The 21,998-nt window shown below is 73.2% G+C and carries 21 protein-coding genes and 1 riboswitch; of the genes, 13 read left to right on the forward strand and 8 right to left on the reverse strand.

What is annotated here, in order from left to right:
• Window positions 1-52 precede the first annotated feature (52 nt).
• The 3 genes from ABTY40_RS08440 to ABTY40_RS08450 all read left to right on the forward strand — a co-directional run bounded on the left by ABTY40_RS08440 (window position 53) and on the right by ABTY40_RS08450 (window position 3,215).
• Window positions 53-661 (forward strand): TetR/AcrR family transcriptional regulator, encoded by a 609-nt coding sequence (locus ABTY40_RS08440; protein WP_352058790.1) that lies wholly within the window; start codon window positions 53-55, stop codon window positions 659-661.
• Window positions 662-1,083: 422 nt separating this feature from the next.
• On the forward strand, window positions 1,084-1,722 hold the full coding sequence (locus tag ABTY40_RS08445; RefSeq protein WP_352058791.1) for a DUF4126 domain-containing protein: 639 nt from the start codon (window positions 1,084-1,086) through the stop codon (window positions 1,720-1,722).
• 56 nt (window positions 1,723-1,778) lie between these two features.
• A complete protein-coding gene (locus ABTY40_RS08450; protein ID WP_352058792.1) occupies window positions 1,779-3,215 on the forward strand; it encodes a phytoene desaturase family protein in 1,437 nt (478 codons plus the stop codon).
• Between the two features lie 34 nt (window positions 3,216-3,249).
• Here ABTY40_RS08450 and ABTY40_RS08455 read toward each other — a convergent pair whose 3' ends face one another.
• The 5 genes from ABTY40_RS08455 to ABTY40_RS08475 all read right to left on the reverse strand — a co-directional run bounded on the left by ABTY40_RS08455 (window position 3,250) and on the right by ABTY40_RS08475 (window position 7,815).
• Entirely contained in the window at window positions 3,250-4,137 is an 888-nt protein-coding gene (locus ABTY40_RS08455; protein ID WP_352058793.1) for a hypothetical protein, read from the reverse strand.
• A gap of 54 nt (window positions 4,138-4,191) precedes the next feature.
• On the reverse strand, window positions 4,192-5,109 hold the full coding sequence (metF, locus tag ABTY40_RS08460; protein ID WP_345281147.1) for a methylenetetrahydrofolate reductase [NAD(P)H]: 918 nt from the start codon (window positions 5,107-5,109) through the stop codon (window positions 4,192-4,194).
• Between the two features lie 133 nt (window positions 5,110-5,242).
• Window positions 5,243-5,902, reverse strand: coding sequence for a thiamine phosphate synthase (gene thiE, locus ABTY40_RS08465; RefSeq protein ID WP_352058794.1), 660 nt, complete (start codon window positions 5,900-5,902; stop codon window positions 5,243-5,245).
• Window positions 5,903-6,164: 262 nt separating this feature from the next.
• Entirely contained in the window at window positions 6,165-6,530 is a 366-nt protein-coding gene (locus ABTY40_RS08470) for an Rv2175c family DNA-binding protein (protein ID WP_345281151.1), read from the reverse strand.
• Between the two features lie 43 nt (window positions 6,531-6,573).
• The gene (locus tag ABTY40_RS08475) at window positions 6,574-7,815 is read right to left on the reverse strand and encodes an NAD(P)/FAD-dependent oxidoreductase (RefSeq protein ID WP_352058795.1); all 1,242 of its coding nucleotides are present in this window, start codon (window positions 7,813-7,815) and stop codon (window positions 6,574-6,576) included.
• Between the two features lie 103 nt (window positions 7,816-7,918).
• Window positions 7,919-8,031: riboswitch (TPP riboswitch) on the forward strand.
• Between ABTY40_RS08475 and thiO the strand changes: the two genes are divergently transcribed.
• The 6 genes from thiO to ABTY40_RS08505 all read left to right on the forward strand — a co-directional run bounded on the left by thiO (window position 8,029) and on the right by ABTY40_RS08505 (window position 13,748).
• Complete coding sequence (gene thiO / locus ABTY40_RS08480; RefSeq protein WP_352058796.1) at window positions 8,029-9,192, forward strand: glycine oxidase ThiO; 1,164 nt, start codon at window positions 8,029-8,031, stop codon at window positions 9,190-9,192. (Overlaps the previous riboswitch by 3 nt.)
• Window positions 9,189-9,389 (forward strand): sulfur carrier protein ThiS, encoded by a 201-nt coding sequence (thiS, locus tag ABTY40_RS08485; protein WP_345281157.1) that lies wholly within the window; start codon window positions 9,189-9,191, stop codon window positions 9,387-9,389. Before thiO ends, thiS begins: the two co-directional genes overlap by 4 nt.
• Window positions 9,390-9,394: 5 nt before the next feature.
• A complete protein-coding gene (locus tag ABTY40_RS08490; protein WP_352058797.1) occupies window positions 9,395-10,189 on the forward strand; it encodes a thiazole synthase in 795 nt (264 codons plus the stop codon).
• A gap of 89 nt (window positions 10,190-10,278) precedes the next feature.
• A complete protein-coding gene (gene pknB / locus ABTY40_RS08495; protein ID WP_352058798.1) occupies window positions 10,279-12,204 on the forward strand; it encodes a Stk1 family PASTA domain-containing Ser/Thr kinase in 1,926 nt (641 codons plus the stop codon).
• 6 nt (window positions 12,205-12,210) lie between these two features.
• A complete protein-coding gene (locus ABTY40_RS08500; protein ID WP_352058799.1) occupies window positions 12,211-13,086 on the forward strand; it encodes a deoxyribonuclease IV in 876 nt (291 codons plus the stop codon).
• Window positions 13,087-13,154: 68 nt separating this feature from the next.
• The gene (locus ABTY40_RS08505) at window positions 13,155-13,748 is read left to right on the forward strand and encodes a DUF4396 domain-containing protein (protein WP_352058800.1); all 594 of its coding nucleotides are present in this window, start codon (window positions 13,155-13,157) and stop codon (window positions 13,746-13,748) included.
• Between the two features lie 22 nt (window positions 13,749-13,770).
• On the opposite strand, the gene ABTY40_RS08510 is transcribed toward ABTY40_RS08505, so the two are convergent.
• Window positions 13,771-14,451, reverse strand: a complete 681-nt coding sequence (locus ABTY40_RS08510; RefSeq protein WP_352058801.1) for a sulfite oxidase-like oxidoreductase — start codon at window positions 14,449-14,451, stop codon at window positions 13,771-13,773.
• A 183-nt stretch (window positions 14,452-14,634) separates the two neighbouring features.
• Here ABTY40_RS08510 and bfr point away from each other — a divergent pair, with 183 nt between their 5' ends.
• Entirely contained in the window at window positions 14,635-15,111 is a 477-nt protein-coding gene (gene bfr / locus ABTY40_RS08515) for a bacterioferritin (RefSeq protein ID WP_030493020.1), read from the forward strand.
• A 10-nt stretch (window positions 15,112-15,121) separates the two neighbouring features.
• Here bfr and ABTY40_RS08520 read toward each other — a convergent pair whose 3' ends face one another.
• Together ABTY40_RS08520 and ABTY40_RS08525 are read right to left on the reverse strand one after the other, a co-directional pair.
• Window positions 15,122-15,379 carry a (2Fe-2S)-binding protein gene (locus ABTY40_RS08520; protein ID WP_352058802.1) on the reverse strand — a complete coding sequence of 86 codons (258 nt, stop codon included), beginning with the start codon at window positions 15,377-15,379 and terminating at the stop codon, window positions 15,122-15,124.
• A 122-nt stretch (window positions 15,380-15,501) separates the two neighbouring features.
• Window positions 15,502-16,854, reverse strand: a complete 1,353-nt coding sequence (locus tag ABTY40_RS08525) for a class II 3-deoxy-7-phosphoheptulonate synthase (protein WP_345281172.1) — start codon at window positions 16,852-16,854, stop codon at window positions 15,502-15,504.
• 209 nt (window positions 16,855-17,063) lie between these two features.
• Between ABTY40_RS08525 and ABTY40_RS08530 the strand changes: the two genes are divergently transcribed.
• The 3 genes from ABTY40_RS08530 (at window position 17,064) to ABTY40_RS08540 (ending at window position 21,955) form a co-directional block, all read left to right on the forward strand.
• Window positions 17,064-19,799: an N-acetylmuramoyl-L-alanine amidase gene (locus tag ABTY40_RS08530; protein WP_352058803.1), complete on the forward strand. Its 2,736-nt coding sequence runs from the start codon at window positions 17,064-17,066 to the stop codon at window positions 19,797-19,799.
• A gap of 94 nt (window positions 19,800-19,893) precedes the next feature.
• A complete protein-coding gene (locus ABTY40_RS08535) occupies window positions 19,894-19,950 on the forward strand; it encodes a trp operon leader peptide (RefSeq protein ID WP_352058830.1) in 57 nt (18 codons plus the stop codon).
• 118 nt (window positions 19,951-20,068) lie between these two features.
• Window positions 20,069-21,955, forward strand: coding sequence for an anthranilate synthase family protein (locus ABTY40_RS08540; protein ID WP_352058804.1), 1,887 nt, complete (start codon window positions 20,069-20,071; stop codon window positions 21,953-21,955).
• Window positions 21,956-21,998 lie beyond the last annotated feature (43 nt).

Below are 21,998 nucleotides of genomic sequence, written 5' to 3' on the forward strand. Positions count from 1 at the left end.
CGATCGCCCGCGCCGGGGCCACGGCCCCCGCCGACCTGTGAGAATCGACCCCATGGACAGCAGCAGCACCCGGCGCCAGGCCACCCGCGCCAAGCTCTACGAGGCGGCCGTCACCCTCATCGCGGAGCAGGGGTTCTCCGCGACGACGGTGGACGAGATCGCCGAACGCGCCGGGGTCGCCAAGGGCACGGTCTACTACAACTTCAAGAGCAAGACCGAGCTGTTCGAGGAGCTGCTGCGGCACGGCGTCTCGCTCCTCGCGGCCTCGCTGCGGACGGCCGCCGAGGAGACCTCCGCACGCGGCGGCAGCCGGGTCGACGCGCTGGACGCGATGATCCGGGCGGGGCTGGTCTTCATCGACCGGTACCCCGCCTTCACCCAGCTGTACGTGGCCGAGCTCTGGCGCACCAACCGGGCCTGGAACTCCACCCTCCTGGTGGTACGTCAGCAGGCCGTCGCCGTGGTGGAGGGCGTGCTGCGCGAGGGCGTCGAGGCCGGGGAGCTGAGCGAGGAGATCGACGTGCCGCTGACGGCGGCGGCCCTGGTCGGGATGGTGCTGGTCGCGGCGCTCGACTGGCAGGCCTTCCAGCGGGAGCGCTCCCTGGACGACGTGCACGCGGCGCTCTCCCGCCTCCTGCACGGCCGGGTCGGCGGTCGCTGACCCGGCCACCCGGCCGCCCCGTACGGGTGACCCCGACCGGCGTACCCCGCCGCCCCGTACGGGTGACCCCGGCCGGCCGCGCCCCGGGAGGGAGAACCCGGGCGGCGAACCCGGGCGGCGGAACGCGAAGAGGCCGGTCCGGCGAGGCTCGATCCCCCCGAGCCCCGTCGTACCGGCCTTCCGCTTTCCCCGTTCCCCCCGTCCCCCGTTCCGGTCCCCCGCGCGCATCCCCCGCGCACGTCCCCCGGGGTCCCGGTACCGGCAGGCGCGCGGCCCCGCTCCGCCGCCCCGTGCCGGCGGTGTCGGAGCCGCGCTCCTTCCGTGGGCTCCACTCTCCCGTCCCGGACGGAGGACGCCCATCCGCGTACCTACTCATCTCGCGCCCTAGGTACGGATACTCAGTGCTGGTTACGATCGCGGGCGTGTCCGTACTCCCCCTGGTGTTCACCAGCGGCTGGGCGAGCGGGATCAACGCCTACGCGGTGGTCCTGCTGTTCGGCGTCCTCGGCGCGACCGGGCTGACCGACGAGGTGCCCGAGTCGCTGCAGCGCACCGACGTCCTCGTCGTCGCGGGCCTCCTCTTCCTGTGCGAGGCGGTCGCGGACAAGATCCCGTACGTGGACTCGGCCTGGGACTCCGTGCACACCGTGATCCGGCCGGTCGCGGGGGCCGTCGTGGGGGCGCTGCTGGCCGGGCAGAACGGGTCGCTGCCCGAGCTCGCGGCGGGTGCGGTGGGCGGGTCGACCGCGCTGCTGAGCCACCTCGTCAAGGCCGGGACGCGGATGGCGGTCAACACCTCGCCGGAGCCCGTCTCCAACATCGCCCTCAGTCTGGCCGAGGACCTCGGCGTGGCCGGGATCATCACCTTCGCCGTGTTCCACCCGGTGGCGGCGGCCGTGATCGCGGCCGTGCTGCTCGTCCTCGGCCTGGCGGCACTGGTCTTCCTCGCGAGCCGGATCCGCCGCTTCCTGCGCCGGCGGGCGCAGCGCCGCGAGGAGCGCCGGCTCGCGTCCACCGGGGCGCGCCGGCGACCACCCGGAGGGGACGGGGCCGGCCGCTGACCGCCGGGCCGTCCCGGCCTGCGGGCCGGGCCCGGCCGCCGGATAGGGTCGCTGACATGGCACGGATTGTGGTGATCGGCGCCGGCCTCGGCGCCATGGCGGCGGCGGCCCGGCTGGCCGTGGCGGGCCACCGGGTGACGGTGTACGAGCGGACGGACACGTACGGCGGGGCGGTCGGACGGTTCGAGCGGGACGGATTCTCCTTCGACACCGGGCCGGGGCTGCTGCACCTGCCCGCCGTCTACCGGGACCTGTTCGTGAAGACCGGCAAGGAGCCGCTGGAGGAGTGCGTCACGCTGACGCAGGTCGACCCGGCGGCCCGGCACGTCTTCGCGGACGGCACCCGGGTCGATCTGCCGAACGCCTCCCGAGCCGGGACGGTCGCCGCCCTCGACGCGGCGCTCGGGACGGGCGCGGGCGAGCGCTGGGGCGACTTCCTGGTACGGGCCCGCGAGGCCTGGGACCGGACCCGTCGACCTCTCCTGGAGGAGCCGCAGCCCGCCGACCCCGCCCCCCTGGCCCGGGAGCCGTACCCGGCGCTGCGCACGGGCCTCCTGCGACGGCCTGTGACGACGCTCGCCGGGATCGGGTCCCGCGAGCTGCGCGACCCGCGCCTCGCGGCCCTGCTCGACGCGTACGCCTGGTCGTACGGTTTCGATCCGGCCACCGCCCCCGCCTCGGCCGCGGTCCTGCCGTACATGGAGCAGACCTTCGGGAGCTGGTACGTGGGCGGGGGCCTGCGGGCGCTCGCCGAGGCCGTGTACGAGCGGTGCCGGAAGCGGCGGGTGGAGTTCGTCTTCGGTACGGCGGTGGCGGACGTCCTGGAGAAGGACGGGCGGGCGGCCGGTGTGCGGCTCGCGACGGGTGAGGCGGTGGAGGCCGACCACGTGGTCTCCGGCGCCCCCGTCCCCGCGCTGTACCGCGACCACGTGGTCGCGTGGGAGCGGGAGGACGACGACGTGCCCCGCCATCAGCGGCTGGGAACGGGCCGGGTGACGGTCTGTCTGGCCCTGCGCGGGGCACGGGAGCCGGAGGCCGTCCACCGCACGGTCGTGCACGGCGGGGGCGGGCGGCCGGCGGTGACCGTGCTGCGGCCGGACGATCCGGCGCTGCGGCCCGACGACGGGCACGAGGCGGTGACGGTCACCGCGACCGTGCGGCTGGGGCGTGAGCGGGACTGGGAGGCCGTCGCCGACGCGATGGTGGCGGCGGCCGGTCAGGCGGTTCCCGGGCTCGCCGGGCGGCTCCTGTGGCGGCACGTGCGCACCCCGGAGGACGTGCTGCGGGACACGGGCTGCGCCGAGGTGCCGGGCCCCGCGCTGGCGGGCGCCGGGGGCCGGCTGCTGCCCGCCGCGAACCTGTCCCCGCTGCCGGGCCTGTACCTGGCGGGCGGCTGGTCGCATCCGGGCGGCGGGCTCGCCCACGCGGGCATGTCGGGCGCGCTGGTCGCGGGCCTCGTCGTGGAGGGTGAGGACTTCCGCGGCTCCCGGTGACCGGGCGGGCCCGTACGGCCGCCCGGACGCCGGCTCAGTAGCGGTACGGCGACCGGTCGTCCGGGAGCTGCTGCTCGTGGCCGTACGCCTCCGGGGCGTGCGGCTGCGGCGGCTCGGGCTCGGCGTCGCGCTGCTGGGGGACCCACACGCCGCCGGGCGGCGTGTCGTAGGTGTAGGACGGGGCGTAGGGGTCGCCGTAGTACGGGGTGTACTGCTGGCCGTCGGTGCCGGGGCCGATGTACGGGTCGGAGTAGGCGGCGTACTGCTGCTGCCCGTCGCCGGTGCCGTAGTCGTAGGCCGGCTGCGGGGCGTACTCGGCGGGGAAGCCGTCGTAGCCGCCCTGGCCCGTGAGCCCGTCCTGGCCGGGGGCCGCGGCGTGACCGTCCTGCCCCGGGGCCCCGTACGGCGCCGTCGGGTCGTACGCGCCCGCGTCATTTCGGGCGTCGCCGCCGGCGGGCGCGTACACGGCGTACTGGCCCGTCTCGTCGGGCATCGGCAGGGGCTCGTACACCTCGGTGTTCCCCGGCTCGCCGCCCCGCGCGGCCCCGGCGCCGTCCGGGGCGCCGGACCCGCCCTCGCCCTCGCCGTCGTACGAGAGTTCGGTGACCTCCAGGGTCGCCCCGCGCCGCCCGGACCCGCCGGACCGGCGGCGGCGGCTCGCGCCGGGGTTGCCGCCGATCGCCCAGCCGGTGGAGAAGCCGCGCCGGAAGGAGAGCGTCACATAGGTCTGGCCGACGGCGAACGCGAGGGCGCCGAGGACGATGACCAGGACCGAGGGCAGCAGCACGCCCACGACCACGCCGAGGAATCCCGCGAAGGCGAGGAGACGCCAGCGCAGTCGCGCCTTGTACTGGAGGAGCACCTCGCCCAGCAGCCAGAGCGCCACCACACCGAACGCGATGTAGAGGACCGTCCACCCCATGCCCCGCCGCCCCTCTCCACGGTCACCGCCGCGGGTCGGGGCGGGTACGACCGGTCACGACTGCTGGTGCAGTCCGAGATTCTCGTAGATCTCGAGCGTCGCGGTGGAGCTGTTCAGCGTGATGAAGTGCAGTCCGGGGACACCCTCGGAGAGCAGCCGCGCGCAGAACTCCGTCGCGAACTCGATACCGATGGAGCGTACAGCGGCGGGATCGTCCTTGACCGCGAGGATCCGCTCTTTCACGTCCGCGGGGAAGGCGGCGTTGCTCAGCTCGGGCAGCCGGCCCAGGGTCTTCACGTTCACGACGGGCATGACTTCGGGGATGATCGGGGTGTCGCAGCCGGCCTTGGCGACGCTGTCGCGGAGCCGCAGGTACTTCTCCGGATCGAAGAACATCTGGGTGATGGCGTAGTCCGCGCCGGCGCGGCACTTGTCCACGAAGTGCCGGATGTCCGTGTCCCAGTCGGTGGAGCGGGGGTGCATCTCCGGGAAGGCGGCGACGCCCACGCAGAAGTCGCCGGACTCCTTGATGAGCCGGACCAGGTCGGCGGCGTAGCGGACCCCCTCGGGGTGCTCGACCCACTCCCCCAGCGGGTCGCCGGCCGGGTCGCCGCGCAGCGCGAGCATGTTGCGGATGCCGGCGTCGGCGTACTGGCCCAGGACGTTGCGCAGCTCCGCGACGGAGTGGTCGACGGCGGTGAGGTGGGCGACGGGCGTGAGCGTGGTGTCGGAGGCGATCTTCTGGGTGGCCTTGACGGTGCCGCCCCGGGTGGAGCCGCCGGCGCCGTAGGTGACGGAGACGAAGCTCGGGCCGACCGCCTCGACGCGGCGCATGGCGTTCCAGAGGACCTGCTCGCCCTTCTCGGTCCGGGGCGCGTAGAACTCGAAGGAGTACGACGTGCTGCCGGAGGCGAGGATCTCGCGGACCGTGCGGGCGCGGTCCGAGCGGACGGAAGCGGTTCCAAGGGCCATACCGGCAGGTTAGACGCGGTCCGGGAAGCGGCGTACCCGACGTCCGAGGGATGGACAGCTTTTCGGACAGCGGAAACCGGGCCGGGGCGGAGCCGGGTTCCGCCCCTGGGCCGTGTCCGGTCCCTCCCGGGCGCTACGCCGCCGTGCCGGCCCGCTCGCGGACGCGCCGGGCGAGGGCGGCGGTCGCGGCGGCCGGGTCGTCGGCCTCCGTGATCGCCCGGACGACGACGATCCGGCGCGCGCCGGCGTCCAGGACCTCGTCGAGGTTGGTCGCGTCGATGCCGCCGATGGCGAACCAGGGGCGGTCCTGGGCGAGGCCCGCCGCGTACCGGACGAGGCCGAGGCCCGGCGCGTACCGGCCGGGCTTGGTGGGCGTGGGCCAGCAGGGGCCGGTGCAGAAGTAGTCCACGCCGGGCTCGGCCGCGGCCGCGGCCACCTCGGTCTCCGCGTGGCAGGAACGGCCGATGAGCACCTCGTCGCCGAGGATCGCCCGGGCGGCGGGCACGGGCAGGTCGCCCTGGCCGAGGTGGAGGACGTCGGAGCCGCTCGCGTGGGCCACGTCGGCCCGGTCGTTCACGGCCAGGAGCGTGCCGTGGCGCCGGCAGGCGTCGGCGAGGACGGCGAGGTGCTCCAGCTCCTCGGCGGCCTCCATGCCCTTGTCGCGCAGCTGGACGACGTCCACGCCGGAGGAGAGCACGGCGTCGAGGAACTCGGGCAGGTCGCCCTGCCGCTTGCGCGCGTCGGTGCACAGGTAGAGCCGGGCGTCGGCGAGTCGCTCACGAGGTGTGGGCATGGCTGGGTACCCCCATCGGGTGGTGCCGGCACGACGCCGACCGATGGCCCACCGCCGCGCCCGCTGCTGGATCTGTCGCTGGTGTCGAGCCGCGCGGCCGCCACGGTAGCGGGTACGGGCGGGGCGGGACGCCGGTGGGGGTCTCGCGGTGCCGGGGGCGGGACCGGCGCGGCGAGGCACGACACCCCGCCCCCTGGGCGGGGGGCGGGGCGTCACCGGTCGCGTCAGCGCCGTCCCGCGCGGGGGACGCCGTTCCGGCGGGTCAGACGGCGAGCGCCTGGGCGCGGCGCTTCACCTCCGTGCCGCGGTTCTCGGCGAGCGCCTGCGCGGGCGTGCCCGGCAGGCTCGGGTCCGGAGTGAACAGCCACTCCAGCATTTCCTCGTCGGTGAAGCCGTCGTCCCGCAGCAGCGTCAGGGTGCCGGCGAGGCCCTTGACGACCTTGTCGCCCTGGATGAAGGCGGCAGGCACCTGCAGGGCCTTGTTCTCCCCGCGGCGTACGGCGATGAGCTGGCCGTCCTTGACCAGCTGCCGGACACGCGTCACCTCGACGTCCAGCATCTCCGCGATGTCGGGGAGGTAGAGCCACGCGGGGACGAGAGCATCGATCTTTTCGTCAATCTCGGTCACGGGACAAGCGTGCCATCCCGGACCGACAGCCGGTAGTCGGGCCCTACCGGACGGCCGCCTTCAGGGGGACGGCCGGGTCGGAGGCGCGCTCCGGGTCGACGGGTGTGCCGCTCTCGATGAGCTTGCGCCCCTGGGCCAGGTCGCGGGGCCGGCCAACCGCGAGCAGGGCGACGGGCACTCCCCCGCGCAGCCACAGCACGCTCCAGGCCTCCGAGGAGGGGTCCCCTCGCCACACCGTCCCGTCGGCGTCCGCGTGGCGTCCCGCGTACTGGACGAACCGGCCGAACTGCTCGGACCAGAAGTACGGCACCGGGTCGTACGGCTCCGGCAGCGCGCCCAGGATGTCGGCGGCGACCGTGCGCGGGCCCTGGAGGGCGTTGTCCCAGTGGTGGACGAGGAGCCGGGCGCCGTAGCGGGCGGAGGGGAAGGAGGCGCAGTCGCCGACGGCGTACACGTCGGGCAGGGAGGTGCGCAGCCGGTCGTCGGCGGTGACGGCGCCGTCCGGGTCGAGCGCGATCCCGGAGCCGGCGAGCCAGCCGGTGGTGGGACGGGCGCCGATGCCGACGACGACCGCGTCGGCGGCGAGTTCGCGGCCGTCGTCGAGGACGACGGCGCCGGGCCGGACGGCCGCCACGCGCGCGTGGGTGAGGAGTTCGGCGCCGCGCTCGGCGTACCAGCCGGCCATGAAGGCGGTGACCTCGGCGGGCAGGGCGTCGCCGAGCGGCCGTTCGGCGGCCTCGACCACGGTGACGGCGCAGCCCGCCTCGCGGGCGGCGGTGGCGAACTCGGCGCCGATCCAGCCGGCGCCGACGACCACGACGGTCTGCCGCCGTTCGAGGACGGGGGCGAGGCGTACGGCGTCGTCCAGGGTGCGCAGCAGATGGACGCCGGGGACGCCCTCGGCGCCCGGCAGGATGACCGGGTGGGCGCCGGTGGCGATCACCAGGGCGTCGTACGGGACGGGCCCGGCCCCGGTGTCGATCTCGCGGTCGCCGGGGCGCAGGGCGACGGCCTCCAGGCCGAGCCGGAGGTCGATGTCCAGGTCGGCGAAGTCGATGTCGAAGGCGGAGCCCTCGGCCTTGCCCAGGAGGACCGCCTTGGAGAGCGGAGGGCGGTCGTAGGGCTGGTGGGGTTCGGCGCCGATCAGGGTCACCGTGCCGGTGAAGCCCTGCTCGCGCAGGGCGACGGCGGTCTGCACGCCCGCCATCCCGGCTCCGGCGACGACGACGTGCCGCGGGGTCTGCTTGTGCTCGCTCACCGGACCACCATACGCATCTGACGGCATGTCAGTCAGCGGGGCGCCGCCCGGTGAGGGGCCCGCGAGACCGCGCCGCCGGGGGGCGGGCTGTACCGGTCCCCGGGGGCGGGGGTTAGTCTGGCCACCGACGTGAAGCACTCGCGGGAGCCCGGACGCACCGGGCTGAGAGGGAGGCTGGCCGGCCTCCGACCGTACGAACCTGATCCGGGTCATGCCGGCGAAGGGAGGGGCTGGACGCCCATGCGTTCTTCCGATGTCCTCGTGGTCGGGGGCGGCATCATCGGCCTGGTCACGGCCTGGCGGGGGGCGCGGCGCGGGCTGCGCACCGCGGTCGTCGACCCGGAGCCCGGCGGCGGGGCCGCCCGGGTCGCGGCCGGGATGCTCGCCGCCGTCACCGAACTGCACTACGGCGAGGAGACCCTGCTGGGTCTCAACCTCGCCTCCGCCGCGCGCTATCCCGCGTTCGTCGCCGAGCTGGAGGAGGCCGCCGGCCACGGCGTCGGCTACCGCGCCTGCGGCACCCTCGCCGTCGCGCTCGACGCCGACGACCGGGCCCACCTGCGCGAACTGCACGCCCTGCAGACCCGCTGCGGACTGACGTCCGCGTGGCTGAGCGGACGGGAGTGCCGGCGCCTGGAGCCGATGCTGGCGCCCGGCGTGCGCGGCGGCCTCCGGGTCGACGGCGACCACCAGGTCGACCCCCGCCGGCTCGCCGCCGCGCTCGTCGTCGCCTGCGAACGGGCCGGGGTGGTCCTCCACCGCGCCCGCGCCGAGCGGCTGGTGGTGGTACGGGACCGGGCGTCCGGTGTCGTCCTGGAGGGCGGCGGGGAGCTCGCCGCCGGTCAGGTGGTGCTGGCCGCGGGCAGCCTGAGCGGGCGGCTCGCCGGCGTACCGGAGGAGGTGCTGCCGCCGGTGCGCCCCGTGAAGGGGCAGGTGCTGCGGCTGCGGGTGCCGCCCGCGTACGCCCCCTTCCTCTCCCGGACCGTGCGGGCCGTGGTCCGGGGCAGCCACGTCTACCTCGTGCCCCGCGCCGACGGCGAGCTGGTCGTCGGCGCCACCAGCGAGGAGCTCGGCTGGGACACCACCGTCACGGCGGGCGGGGTGTACGAGCTGCTGCGGGACGCCCACGAACTGGTCCCCGGGCTGACCGAGCTGCCGCTCACCGAGACCCTCGCCGGGCTGCGCCCCGGCTCGCCCGACAACGCGCCGATGCTCGGCCCGAGCGCCCTGCCCGGCCTCCACCTGGCCACCGGCCACTACCGCAACGGGGTGCTGCTCACCCCCGTCACCGGCGACGTCATGGCGGAGGTGCTCACCACGGGCGTCCTCCCCGGCGTGGCGCGCCCCTTCTCCCCCCTCCGTTTCTCCTCCGCCCCTCCCGTACGACAGGAGCAGCCCGTATGAACGTGTCCGTGAACGGAGAGGCCCGGGTCCTGGACGGCCCCGTCTCCCTCGACGCCCTCGTCGCCACCCTGACCACGGCGCCCACCGGTGTGGCGGCGGCCGTCAACGAGACCGTCGTGCCGCGCGGCGCGTGGGCGGCGACGCTGCTCGGCGACGGCGACCGGGTCGAGGTCCTCACCGCGGTGCAGGGGGGCTGAACGCGATGTCCGACGACGTGTTCGTCCTCGGCGGTACGGAGTTCTCCTCCCGTCTCATCATGGGGACGGGCGGCGCGCCCAGCCTGGACGTCCTGGAGCGCTCCCTCGTCGCGAGCGGTACGGAGCTGACCACCGTCGCCATGCGGCGTCTGGACCCGACGGTGCGGGGCTCGGTCCTCTCCGTCCTGGAGCGGCTCGGCATCCGCGTCCTGCCCAACACGGCGGGCTGCTTCACGGCGGGCGAGGCCGTCCTGACGGCCCGGCTCGCCCGGGAGGCCCTCGGCACCGACTGGATCAAGCTGGAGGTCGTGGCGGACGAGCGGACGCTGCTGCCGGACACGGTGGAGCTCCTCGACGCGGCGGAGAACCTCGTGGACGAGGGCTTCACCGTGCTGCCCTACACCAACGACGACCCCGTGCTCGCGCGGAAGCTGGAGGACGTGGGGTGCGCGGCGATCATGCCGCTCGGTTCTCCCATCGGCTCCGGGCTCGGCATCCGCAACCCGCACAACTTCGAGCTCATCGTGGAGCGGGCGGGGGTGCCGGTGATCCTCGACGCGGGGGCGGGCACGGCGTCGGACGCGGCGCTCGCGATGGAGCTGGGGTGCGCGGCGGTGATGCTGGCGTCGGCGGTGACGCGGGCGCAGGAACCCGTGCTGATGGCCGCGGCGATGCGGCACGCGGTCGAGGCCGGCCGCCTCGCCCGCCGCGCGGGCCGCATCCCGCGCCGCCACTTCGCGGAGGCCTCCTCCCCCCACGAGGGCCGCGCCGACCTGGACCCGGAGCGTCCGGCGTTCTAGGCCCGCACAGCGTCGGGTGCGTCACAGGTGCGTCGCAGTGGGGCGGGACCCGGGCGGGGGGCCGGTGGGCGGCTCGTAGACTCGACGCCGTGGACACGACCCTCCAGGACCCCCTCGTCGGGCGGCTGCTCGACGGCCGCTACCGCGTCGACGCGCGCATCGCCGTCGGCGGGATGGCCACGGTCTACCGGGCCGTCGACACCCGCCTCGACCGCGTCCTCGCGCTCAAGGTGATGCATCCCTCGCTCGCGGCCGACGCCGCCTTCGTCGAGCGGTTCATCCGCGAGGCGAAGTCCGTCGCCCGGCTCGCGCACCCCAACGTCGTCGGGGTCTTCGACCAGGGCGCCGAGGGCGCCTACGTCTATCTGGCGATGGAGTACGTCGAGGGCTGCACGCTCCGGGACGTGCTCCGCGAGCGCGGCGCGCTGCGGCCCCGGGCGGCGCTCGACATCCTGGAGCCGGTGCTCGCCGCGCTCGGCGCCGCGCACCGGGCCGGGTTCGTGCACCGGGACATGAAGCCGGAGAACGTCCTGATAGGGGACGACGGCCGGGTGAAGGTGGCCGACTTCGGTCTGGTCAGGGCCGTGGGTACGGCGACCGCCACCACCGGCTCGGTCCTCGGCACCGTCTCGTACCTGGCGCCGGAACAGATCGAGCACGGCACGGCCGACACCCGCGCCGACGTGTACGCGTGCGGGGTCGTCCTGTACGAGATGCTCACGGGCGGCAGGCCGCACTCCGGCGACACGCCCGCCCAGGTGCTCTACCGGCATCTGAACACCGACGTGCCCGCGCCCTCGGCCGCCGTGCCCGGTCTCGCCCTGGAGCTGGACGAGCTGGTCGCCGCGGCGAGCGCCCGCAACCCGGAGGTCCGGCCGCACGACGCCGTCGCGTTCCTGGCCCTGGTCCTGGAGGCGCGGGCGGCGCTCTCGGAGGAGCAGCTCGACGCCGTGCCGCCGCGGGCCCGCGCGGAGGACCGGGACACCGCGGAGGACCGCACCAGCGTGATCCCCCGGGCCGTTCCGGCCGCCCCGGACCCGCAGCCGGTGCAGCACACCAGCCGGCTGGCCGTGCCGGAAGCCGCGGCGGAGCCGGAGCCGGTGGCGGCGCCCGCCGCGCGCCGCCGGCCGCCCCGGGGCCCGCTGATGATCGTGGCGGCACTGCTGCTCGTCCTCGGCCTCGGCGCCGGGGTCTGGTACATCAATTCCGGCCAGTTCACCCGGGTCCCGGCCGTCCTCGGCCAGACCGAGGCGGTGGCGGCGAAACGTCTCACCGACGCCGGCCTGGAGGTCGGCACCACACGGCGCGCGTTCAGCGACGTGTACGAACGCGGCACCGTCATGGCCGTCGACCCGGCACCCGGCGAGCGCATCCGCGGCAACGGCACGGTCACCCTCACGCTCTCGCGCGGCCCGCGGATCGTGAAGGTCCCGAACCTCAGGAACAAGCCCCTCGCGGAGGCGAAGCGGCTGCTGGCGAAGGAGGGCCTGGCACCGGGGGTGGTCACCACCGCGTTCAGCGAGTCCGTCGCCAAGGGGGCCGTGCTGCGTACGGACCCGGAGCCCGGCACCGAGCGCGCCCCGGACTCGGCCGTGGCCCTGGTGGTCAGCAAGGGTGCCCCGGTCGAGGTGCCGGACGTCACCGGCGAGAGCGTCCCGGACGCCACCGCCGCCCTTCAGGAGGCGGGTCTGACGGTCCGGGTCGACCCGGAGCGGGTGCACTCGGCCGAGGACGCGGGGGCGGTCGCGGCCCAGTCCCTCGCCGAGGGCAGCCGGGCCGCCGAGGGCGACACGATCACGCTCACCGTCTCCAAGGGCCCCCGGATGGTGGAGGTCCCGGACGTCACCGGGGAGACGACCGCCGACGCCCGGGCGGCCCTGGAGGACGCGGGCTTCGAGGTGAAGGTCGAGAAGTCCTTCCCCTTCCTGGGCGACACGGTCGCCGACCAGTCGGTGGAGGGCGGCTCCGAGGCCGCCGAGGGTTCCACCGTCACGATCACGATCAAGGGACTCTGAGAACTCATGCGCAACCCCGTCGGCGGCCATGTGCCCGTGGCCGGCGGTCTCGCCACGGTCGGTCTGGGCTACGCCCGCGAGCTCGGCGCCGAGGCCGTCCAGGTCTTCGTCGCCAACCCGCGCGGCTGGGCCACCCCGCCCGGCAATCCGGCCCAGGACGAACGGTTCCGCGCGGAGTGCGAGGCCGGGGCGATATCGGCCTGGGTCCACGCCCCGTACCTCATCAACTTCGGCTCCCACACCGAGGCCACCGCGGAGAAGTCGGTGGAGTCGCTGCGGCACTCGCTGCGCCGGGCGCGGGAGATCGGCGCCCGGGGCGTCGTCGTGCACACCGGTTCCGCCACCGGCGGCCGTCCGCGCGAGGTGGCGCTCGCGCAGGTACGGGAGCGGGTGCTGCCGCTCCTCGACGAGCTGACGCGTCCGGACGACCCCGACCTGCTCCTGGAGTCCACGGCCGGCCAGGGCTCGTCGCTGTGCTCCCGCACCTGGGACTTCGGGCCGTACTTCGACGCGCTCGACCGCCACCCGAAGCTGGGCGTCTGCCTCGACACCTGCCACATCTTCGCGGCCGGCCACGACCTGACCGGCCCGCACGGGGCCGCGCAGACGCTGGACCTGCTCGTGGAGACGGTCGGCACGGGACGGCTGAAGCTGATCCACGCCAACGACTCGAAGGACGTGGTGGGCGCCCACAAGGACCGGCACGCCAACATCGGCGCCGGCCACATCGGCGAGGAGGCGTTCCGGGAGCTGCTGACCCATCCGGCGACGGAGGGGGTCCCGCTGGTCATCGAGACGCCCGGCGGGAAGGAGGGACACCTCGCGGACGTGGAGCTCCTGAAGAAGCTCCGGGAAGGGTCCTCGATGATCCTTTCCCCTTGAGGAATACCCCTAGGGGGTATACGGTTCCTGTGTCGGCAGGAACCGCTACCTGACGTTGGGGGCATCCCATGCAGCACGAAGCGCACGCCCATCACGACCACACCCACCACCAAGACCACGGCGACCACGGGAACCACGCCGCCCACACCGGTCATGAGGGGCACGCCGGCCACGAGGGCCACACCGGCCACGAAGGGCACGGCGGCCACCACCACACCCCCGGCAAGGTCTCCTGGGCCATGGCGGCCAAGGCCACGCTGCACTGCCTCACCGGCTGCGCCATCGGCGAGGTCCTCGGCATGATCATCGGTACGGCCCTGGGCTGGGGCAACGCCCCCACGATGGCCCTCGCCATCGCCCTGGCGTTCCTCTTCGGCTACTCGCTGACCCTGTTCGCCGTGAAGCGCGCGGGCCTCACCCTCAAGGCCGCGATCGGTGTCGCGCTCGCCGCCGACACGATCTCGATCACGGTCATGGAGGTCGTCGACAACGGGATGCTGCTGCTGATCCCGGGCGCCATGGACGCGCACCTGACGGACGGCCTCTTCTGGGGCGCGCTCGCGGTCGCCTTCCTCGTGGCCTTCCTGCTCACCACCCCGGTGAACAAGTGGATGATCGGCCGCGGCAAGGGCCACGCGGTGGTGCACCAGTACCACCACTGACCGCCCGAACGGCCCGGGACCCCTAGAGTTCCGGGCCGTCGCCCGGTTCCTCCTGGTACGAGTAGCGCTGCTCCCGCCAGGGGTCCCCGAGGTTGTGGTAGCCGCGCTCCTCCCAGAAGCCCCGGCGGTCGGCGGCCATGTACTCGACGCCGCGGACCCACTTGGGGCCCTTCCAGGCATAAAGGTGCGGGACGATCAGCCGCAGCGGGAAGCCGTGCTCGGCGGTGAGCAGCTCACCGTCCTTGTGGGTGGCGAAGATCGTGTGCTCCGAGGCGAAGTCGGCGAGCCGCATGTTGGCGCTGTAGCCGTACTCGGCCCAGACCATCACATGGGTGACATGGGGCGCCGGCGGCGCGAGCTCCAGGATGGTGCGGGCGGGCACGCCGCCCCATTCGGCCCCCACCATGCTGAATTTCGTGACGCAGTGCAGATCGGCCACGACCGTGGAGAACGGCAGCGCCGAGAACTCCTCGTGGTTCCAGCAGCGCTTGTCGCCGTCGGCCGTCGCACCGAAGACCCGGAACTCCCAGCGGTCCGGCTTGAACTTGGGGACGGGCCCGTAATGGGTGACCGGCCAGCCGCGCTGGAGGCGCTGCCCGGGCGGCAGGTCCGGCGGAAATCCGGCCGTGGGGTCCGGCGAACCCTCCGGAGAACGATCCGACCGCTCCGCTTCCCGGTGTGCTCCGCTCTCCGGCTGACCCATGTCATCCATGGTGACAGACGGCGAGGGGTGGTCATGACCAGCCACCACCGCCCCCGTACCGATTCGGGCAACTCCTACTAAGCGTGCACTTACTGGACGCCACCCATTCGGAGTGCGAGGATGCGGCCATCCTGCCCAGTGACGGCACGAACACGCGACGTGGAAGTGGAAGGAGCCTCTGCGATGCAGGGCGACCCCGAGGTCCTCGAGTTCCTCAACGAGCAGCTGACCGGCGAGCTGACGGCCATCAACCAGTACTGGCTGCACTACCGCATCCAGGACAACAAGGGGTGGACGAAGCTCGCCAAGTACACCCGCGAAGAGTCCATCGACGAGATGAAGCACGCGGACAAGCTGACCGAGCGCATCCTGATGCTCGACGGCCTGCCCAACTACCAGCGTCTCTTCCACGTCCGGGTGGGCCAGACGGTCACCGAGATGTTCCAGGCCGACCGGCAGGTCGAGGTGGAGGCGATCGACCGCCTGAAGCGGGGCATCGAGGTGATGCGCGCGAAGGGGGACATCACGTCCGCCAACCTCTTCGAGGAGATCCTCGCCGACGAGGAGCACCACATCGACTACCTGGACACGCAGCTGGAGCTGATCGAGTCCCTGGGCGAGGCGCTCTACCTCTCGACGCTGATCGAGCAGCCGAGCTGAGCCGACCGGCCTAGGCGGCTTCCCCCAGCTCGGTGACCTCCGGGGTGACGTCGGCCGCGAGGGCGGGCATGCCCTGGTCCAGGAGGTCGCGCCGCGGGCAGCTGCCGCGGCCGAGGATGGCCTGGATGCGGCGCACGCACGAACCGCAGTCCGTGCCGGCCTTGCAGGCCGAGGCGATCTGGCGGGGTGTACAGGCGCCCGCGTCCGCGTGCTCCTTGACCTGCTTCTCCGTGACACCGAAGCACGAGCAGACGTACACGCGATTCACCTCCCGCCGAGATCGATTAGGTTTACCTAACCTTACCCGGCGGCCGCAGGGGCCAAAAGCCCCACCGACGACGATGGGGCGCGGATCACAAGGATCCGCGCCCCGTCGTCGTAGGAAGCTCCCTACTGATCGCGGTACATCTCCGCCACCAGGAAGGCCAGGTCCAGCGACTGGCTGCGGTTGAGCCGCGGGTCGCAGGCCGTCTCGTAGCGCTGGTGCAGGTCGTCGACGAAGATCTCGTCACCGCCGCCCACGCACTCGGTGACGTCGTCACCGGTGAGCTCGACGTGGATGCCGCCGGGGTGGGTGCCGAGTGCCTTGTGGACCTCGAAGAAGCCCTTGACCTCGTCGAGCACGTCGTCGAAGCGGCGCGTCTTGTGCCCGGACGCGGCCTCGAAGGTGTTGCCGTGCATCGGGTCGGTCACCCAGGCGACGGTCGCACCGGAGGCCGTGACCTTCTCGACCAGCTCGGGCAGCTTGTCGCGGACCTTGTCGGCGCCCATGCGGACGATGAAGGTCAGCCGGCCCGGCTCGCGCTCGGGGTCGAGGCGGTCGATGTAGGTGAGCGCCTCGTCCACCGAGGTGGTCGGGCCCAGCTTGATCCCGATCGGGTTCGCGATCTGCGAGGCGAACTCGATGTGGGCGTGGTCCAGCTGCCGGGTGCGCTCACCGATCCAGACCATGTGGCCGGAGGTGTCGTACAGCTTGCCCGTGCGCGAGTCGGTACGGGTCAGCGCGCCCTCGTAGTCGAGGAGCAGCGCCTCGTGGGAGGCGTAGAACTCGACGGCGCGGAACTCGGCCGGGTCGGTGCCGCAGGCCTTCATGAAGTTCAGCGCGTTGTCGATCTCGCGGGCCAGCTGCTCGTAGCGCTGCCCGGACGGCGAGGACTTCACGAAGTCCTGGTTCCAGGCGTGCACCTGGCGCAGGTCGGCGTAGCCACCGGTGGTGAAGGCGCGCACCAGGTTGAGCGTGGAGGCGGAGGCGTTGTACATCCGCTTCAGGCGCTCGGGGTCCGGGATGCGGGCGGCCTCGGTGAAGTCGAAGCCGTTGACGGAGTCGCCGCGGTAGGTCGGGAGGGTGACTCCGTCGCGGGTCTCGGTCGGCTTCGAGCGGGGCTTGGAGTACTGCCCCGCGATGCGGCCGACCTTCACGACGGGCACGGAGGCCGCGTAGGTGAGGACGGCGCTCATCTGGAGCAGCGTCTTGAGCTTGGCCCGGATGTGGTCGGCGGACACGGCGTCGAAGGCCTCGGCGCAGTCGCCGCCCTGGAGCAGGAACGCCTCGCCACGGGCGACGGCTCCCATCCGGGCGCGCAGCTGGTCGCACTCGCCGGCGAAGACGAGCGGAGGATACGACTCGAGGTCCGCGATCACATCGCGCAGAGCCTCGGCATCGGGGTACTCGGGCTGCTGCGCCGCGGGCAGGTCTCGCCAGGTCGCCTTGGCGACGGCGTGGGAATCGGCGTTCACGGTCACATGCACCACACTACGGGGTTCTTCGTCCGGTCCCGCCCGGTGCCCAGTGACTGAGACACCCGTCCGATATGTCTGGCGGCGATCTTCACGCCATCGAGTGGTGTTACCCTCGGGCCCGTTTACCGTAAACGTTCTTCAACAACATAGCCGAGACCACAGGGGTGGGTGTGACCCAGAGGCACCGCAGGGATCGTAAGAAGAGACGACTCTTGTACGGAGCGGCGGCGGCCGTCGTCGCCACGGCCACCATCGGCACCATCGCGGTCGCCTCCCCGGGCCTGATCGGCGCGGCCGGCGGCCCGTCGGCGGGTGGCGACGCTTCACTGCAGGCGCAGTTCGCGGCGGCGGCGGAGGAGTTCGACGTACCGCAGAGCGTGCTGATGGCGGTGTCGTACCGCCAGACGCGGTGGGAGTCGCACGACGGTGAGCCGAGCACGACCGGCGCGTACAACGTCATGGGCCTGACCCAGGTCGAGCCGGACGACATCGAGCAGCACGACGACAAGGAACGCCTCGCGCACCTGAACGAGAGCGGCAAGCCGGAGATCGAGAAGACCTTCGACGCCGCCAAGGTGCTCCGCAGCCTGCCGAAGGAGACCGTCGACACGGACGACCCGCGGCTGCACACGCTGGACAAGGCCGCCGAGCTGATCGACAGCTCCCCCGAGTCCGTGAAGAACGACACCGCCGCTTCGATCCGCGCGGGCGCCGCGCTGCTGGCCGAGTACCAGAAGCAGGCCGGAGCCGAATTGTCGGAGGAGCCGGGTGACTGGTACCCGGCCGTGGCCCGCTACAGCGAGTCCCCCGACAAGAAGGGCGCCGACCTCTTCGCGAAGCGCGTCTTCGAGTCGATCAGGACCGGTGAGCGCGAGCTGACCCTCGACGGTGAGCGGGTCGTCCTGCCGGCCGACCCGTCGGTCGAGCCCGTGAAGCCGGCGAACGTACCGCTGGCGGCCAGCTTCGCGAGCACGACGGCGACTCCCGCGCCGGAGTGCCCCTCCGGGCTGTACTGCAACTTCGTCCCGTCCCGGACGTCAAGCTCCGGCGTGCGCAACTACACGCTCGCCGACCGCCCCAACCAGGGCGTCGACATCCGCCAGATCATCATTCACGACACCGAGGGCGGCTACGACGGTTCCCTCGCCACCCTGACCAACCCGGACGTGAAGGCGAGCGCCCACTACCTGGTGCGCGCCTCGGACGGCCTGGTCACCCAGATGGTCGAGAACAAGAACCTGGCGTGGCACGCCGGGAACTGGACCCTCAACATGCACTCCATCGGTGTGGAGCACGAGGGCTACGCCATCAAGGAGGGCAGCTGGTACACGGAGTCGCAGTACACCTCCACCGCCGCCCTCGTGAAGTTCCTGGCCGCGAAGTACGGTGTGCCGCTCGACCGTGAGCACATCATCGGCCACGACGAGTTGCCCTTCCAGCTGGACAGCTACAGCAGCAAGACGCACTGGGACCCGGGCCCGTACTGGGACTGGAACCACTTCATGAAGCTGCTGGGCGTCCCGCAGGGCGACCAGGGCGCGGGCGGCCCGCTCCAGCCCGGCCAGGTCGTCCGGGTCGTGCCGCCGTTCACCACGGCCAACCAGCCCAAGCTCACGACCGGCGGCAACGCCGTCACCCCGCGCCCCTCGAACTTCGGCTACCTCTACACCTCGCCGTCGACGAGCGCCACGACCCTCACGGACCCGTACTTCTCGGCCCTCTGGTCCGAGGGGTCGAACTGGGGCAACAAGGTCCGCGCCGGCGGCATCTACGTCGTCGCCGAGTCGCAGAACGACTGGACGGCGGTCTGGTACGCCGGGAAGAAGGGTTGGTTCCACAACCCGGGCGGTCAGTACACCGTCCCGGTGACCGGCTCCGTGATCAAGGCCAAGGCCGGACAGACGGTCAAGGTGTACGGGCGCGCCTACCCGGAAACGGCCGCATACCAGGCCGCCGGTCTGGAGGCCCCGACGGACAACCCGGACTACCTCACCAAGTACCAGCTTCCGGCGGGCCAGAGCTACGCGAAGGCCGGTCCGGCGGTGAAGGGCGACGACTGGTTCGGCTCGGCCCAGAAGAACGTCGTCGGCACCACCACGTACATCCCGATCCGCTACGCCCACCGCCTGGTGTGGGTCCGGGCGGACCAGGTCGACGAGGCTCCCGCCACCGCCCCCGTCCCCGCCACCGACCGCTACAACCTCGTCGCCCGTGACTCCTCCGGCGCCCTCTGGCAGTACCAGGGCACCGGGGTCGCCTCCGAGCCGTTCCTGCAGCGGTACCGGGTCGGGACCGGGTGGGGGATCTACAACCTGGTGACGCCGCTGACCGCGCTGCGGGCCGACGGGACCGGGGATCTGATCGCCCGGGAGCCGAACGGGGCGCTCTGGTACTACTCGGGCAGCGGCAACCCGTCGGCGCCGTTCAAGGCGCGGGTGAAGGCCGGCACGGGCTGGGGTGTGTTCAACCAGATCGTGGGCGTGCGGGACCAGACCGGGGACGGCAAGCCGGACGTGATCGGACGCGAGAGCTCCGGCGTCCTGTGGCTGTACCCGGGCACGGGCAACCCGAGCGCCCCGCTCGGGCCGCGCGTCAAGATCGGTACGGGCTGGCAGATCTACAACACGATCGTCAGCACCGGTGACATCACGGGTGACGGCAAGCCGGACGTGATGGCCCGTGAGGCCTCCGGCGCGCTGTGGCTCTACAACGGCACCGGGGTCGGTACCAAGCCCTTCGGGCCGCGCGTCAAGATCGGCTCGGGCTGGCAGATATACAACGCCGTCCTGGGTCCGAGCGACCTGAACAAGGACGGCCGTCCGGACGTCATCGCGCGGGACGCCTCCGGGGCGCTGTGGCTGTACACCAGCAACGGCAACCCGACGTCGCCGTTCCCGCCGCGCGTCCAGGTCGGCAACGGCTGGCAGATCTACAACATGATCTTCTGACCGACGCCTCCGACAGGACCTCGGGGTCCGGTCCGCACCGTCCACGGTGCGGACCGGACCCCGTTCCCGTGCCCCCGTGGGCTACAGTGCTCGCATGTTCGCGCACTCGACCCGTGACTGGTGGTGGACCGCTCATCCGGCGGCCCACTGACTGCGCGTACACCGAGACTCGCGAAGGCCGCCCGAGGGGCGGCCTTTCTCGTACCCGGGGGCCGTTCCTCTCCACATCCGCACTCCTCGCGGAACCCACGGAAGGAACGACGACACCCATGGACCTCTCCCGTCTTCTGGACGACTCCTGCCCGCCCTTCGCCCTGCTGCGGCGGCGCTCGCCCGGCCGGGACCACGACACCGTCGAGGTGCTGATCGGCCCGGTGCACGAGGCCGGGCGGCTCGCGGAGCTGCCCGTGGGGCCGCGGCCGGCGCTGGCGCTCGTGCCGTTCCGGCAGATCCGCGAGCGCGGTTTCGACGTGCGGGACGACGGCACCCCGCTCTCGGTGCTGGTCGCCGACGAGGTGCACGAGCTGCCGCTGGCGGAGGTGCTCGACCGGCTGCCCGCGCACGCGGTGGACGTCGTGGACGGCGGGTTCGACGTCTCCGACGAGGAGTACGCACGGACCGTACGGAGGGTGATCGACGAGGAGATCGGCGGGGGCGAGGGCGCGAACTTCGTGATCCGGCGGACCTTCACCGGCGAGATCCCCGGCTTCGGGCGGGCCGACGCGCTGGCCCTGTTCCGGCGGCTGCTGATCGGCGAGCGGGGCGCGTACTGGACCTTCGTCGTGCACACCGGGGAGCGGACGCTGATCGGGGCGAGCCCCGAGGTGCACGTGCGCATGACGGGCGGCACGGTCGTCATGAACCCGATCAGCGGCACGTACCGCTACCCGGCGGGGGCCGCGCCGACCGCCGAGGACCTGCTGGCGTTCCTCGCCGACCGCAAGGAGACCGAGGAGCTCTCCATGGTGGTGGACGAGGAGCTGAAGATGATGTGCACGGTCGGGGACCGGGGCGGGGTGGTGATCGGGCCCCGGCTGAAGGAGATGGCGCATCTCGCGCACACCGAGTACGAGCTGCGGGGCCGGTCCTCGCTGGACGTGCGGGAGGTGCTGCGGGAGACCATGTTCGCCGCCACGGTCACCGGCTCCCCGGTGCAGAACGCCTGCCGGGTGATCGAGCGTCACGAGCCGGTGGGGGCGGACGGGGTGGCCCGCGGCTACTACGCGGGGGCGCTCGCGCTGCTCGGTACGGACGCCGGCGGGGCGCAGACGCTGGACTCCCCCATCCTCATCCGGACCGCCGACATCGCGGCGGACGGGCGGCTGCGGGTGCCGGTGGGCGCCACCCTGGTCCGGAACTCCGACCCGGCGGGCGAGGTCGCCGAGACCCACGCGAAGGCGGCCGGGGTGCTGACGGCGCTCGGGGTGCGGGCGGGACGGCCCCGGGACGAGGCACCGCTCACGGCTCCGCGCCTGGCCGACGACCCGCGGGTCCGGGCGGCCCTGGACGCGCGGCGGGCGGACCTGGCGCCGTTCTGGCTGACGATGCAGACCCGGTCGGCGGAGCTGTCCGGGCACGCGCTGGTGATCGACGCGGAGGACACGTTCACGGCGATGCTGGCGCACGTGCTGCGTTCCTCGGGGCTCCGGGTGTCGGTGCGCCGGTACGACGAGCCGGGGCTGCGCGAGCGGGCGCTCGGCCACGAGGGGCCCGTGGTGCTGGGGCCGGGGCCGGGGAACCCCTCGGACGCGGCCGATCCGAAGATGCGGTTCCTGCGGGGGCTGACGGCGGAGCTGCTGCGCGGCCACCGGCACGGGCTGCTCGGGGTGTGCCTGGGCCACGAACTGATCGCGGCGGAGCTGGGCCTGGAGATCGTCCGCAAGCGGGTGCCGTTCCAGGGCGCGCAGCTGCGGATCGACCTGTTCGGGCAGGAGCGGACGGTCGGCTTCTACAACAGCTTCACCGCCCGCTGCGACGACCGGGCGGCCACGGAGCTGGCGCTGCACCGGATCGAGGTGAGCCGGGACGCGGCGACCGGGGAGGTGCACGCGCTGCGCGGGCCGGGCTTCGCGGGCGTCCAGTTCCACCCGGAGTCGGTGCTCACGACGGCAGGGGCGGCGCTGACGGCCTCCCTGCTGGCGGGGGTGCTGGTCTGAGGGTCTCCTCGCCGGCGGGGTACGGGCCCACGGCCTCCCCTCC

The sequence above is a fragment of the Streptomyces sp. NPDC126503 genome, assembly GCF_040302405.1.
Classification (GTDB): Bacteria; Actinomycetota; Actinomycetes; order Streptomycetales; family Streptomycetaceae; genus Streptomyces; species Streptomyces gulbargensis.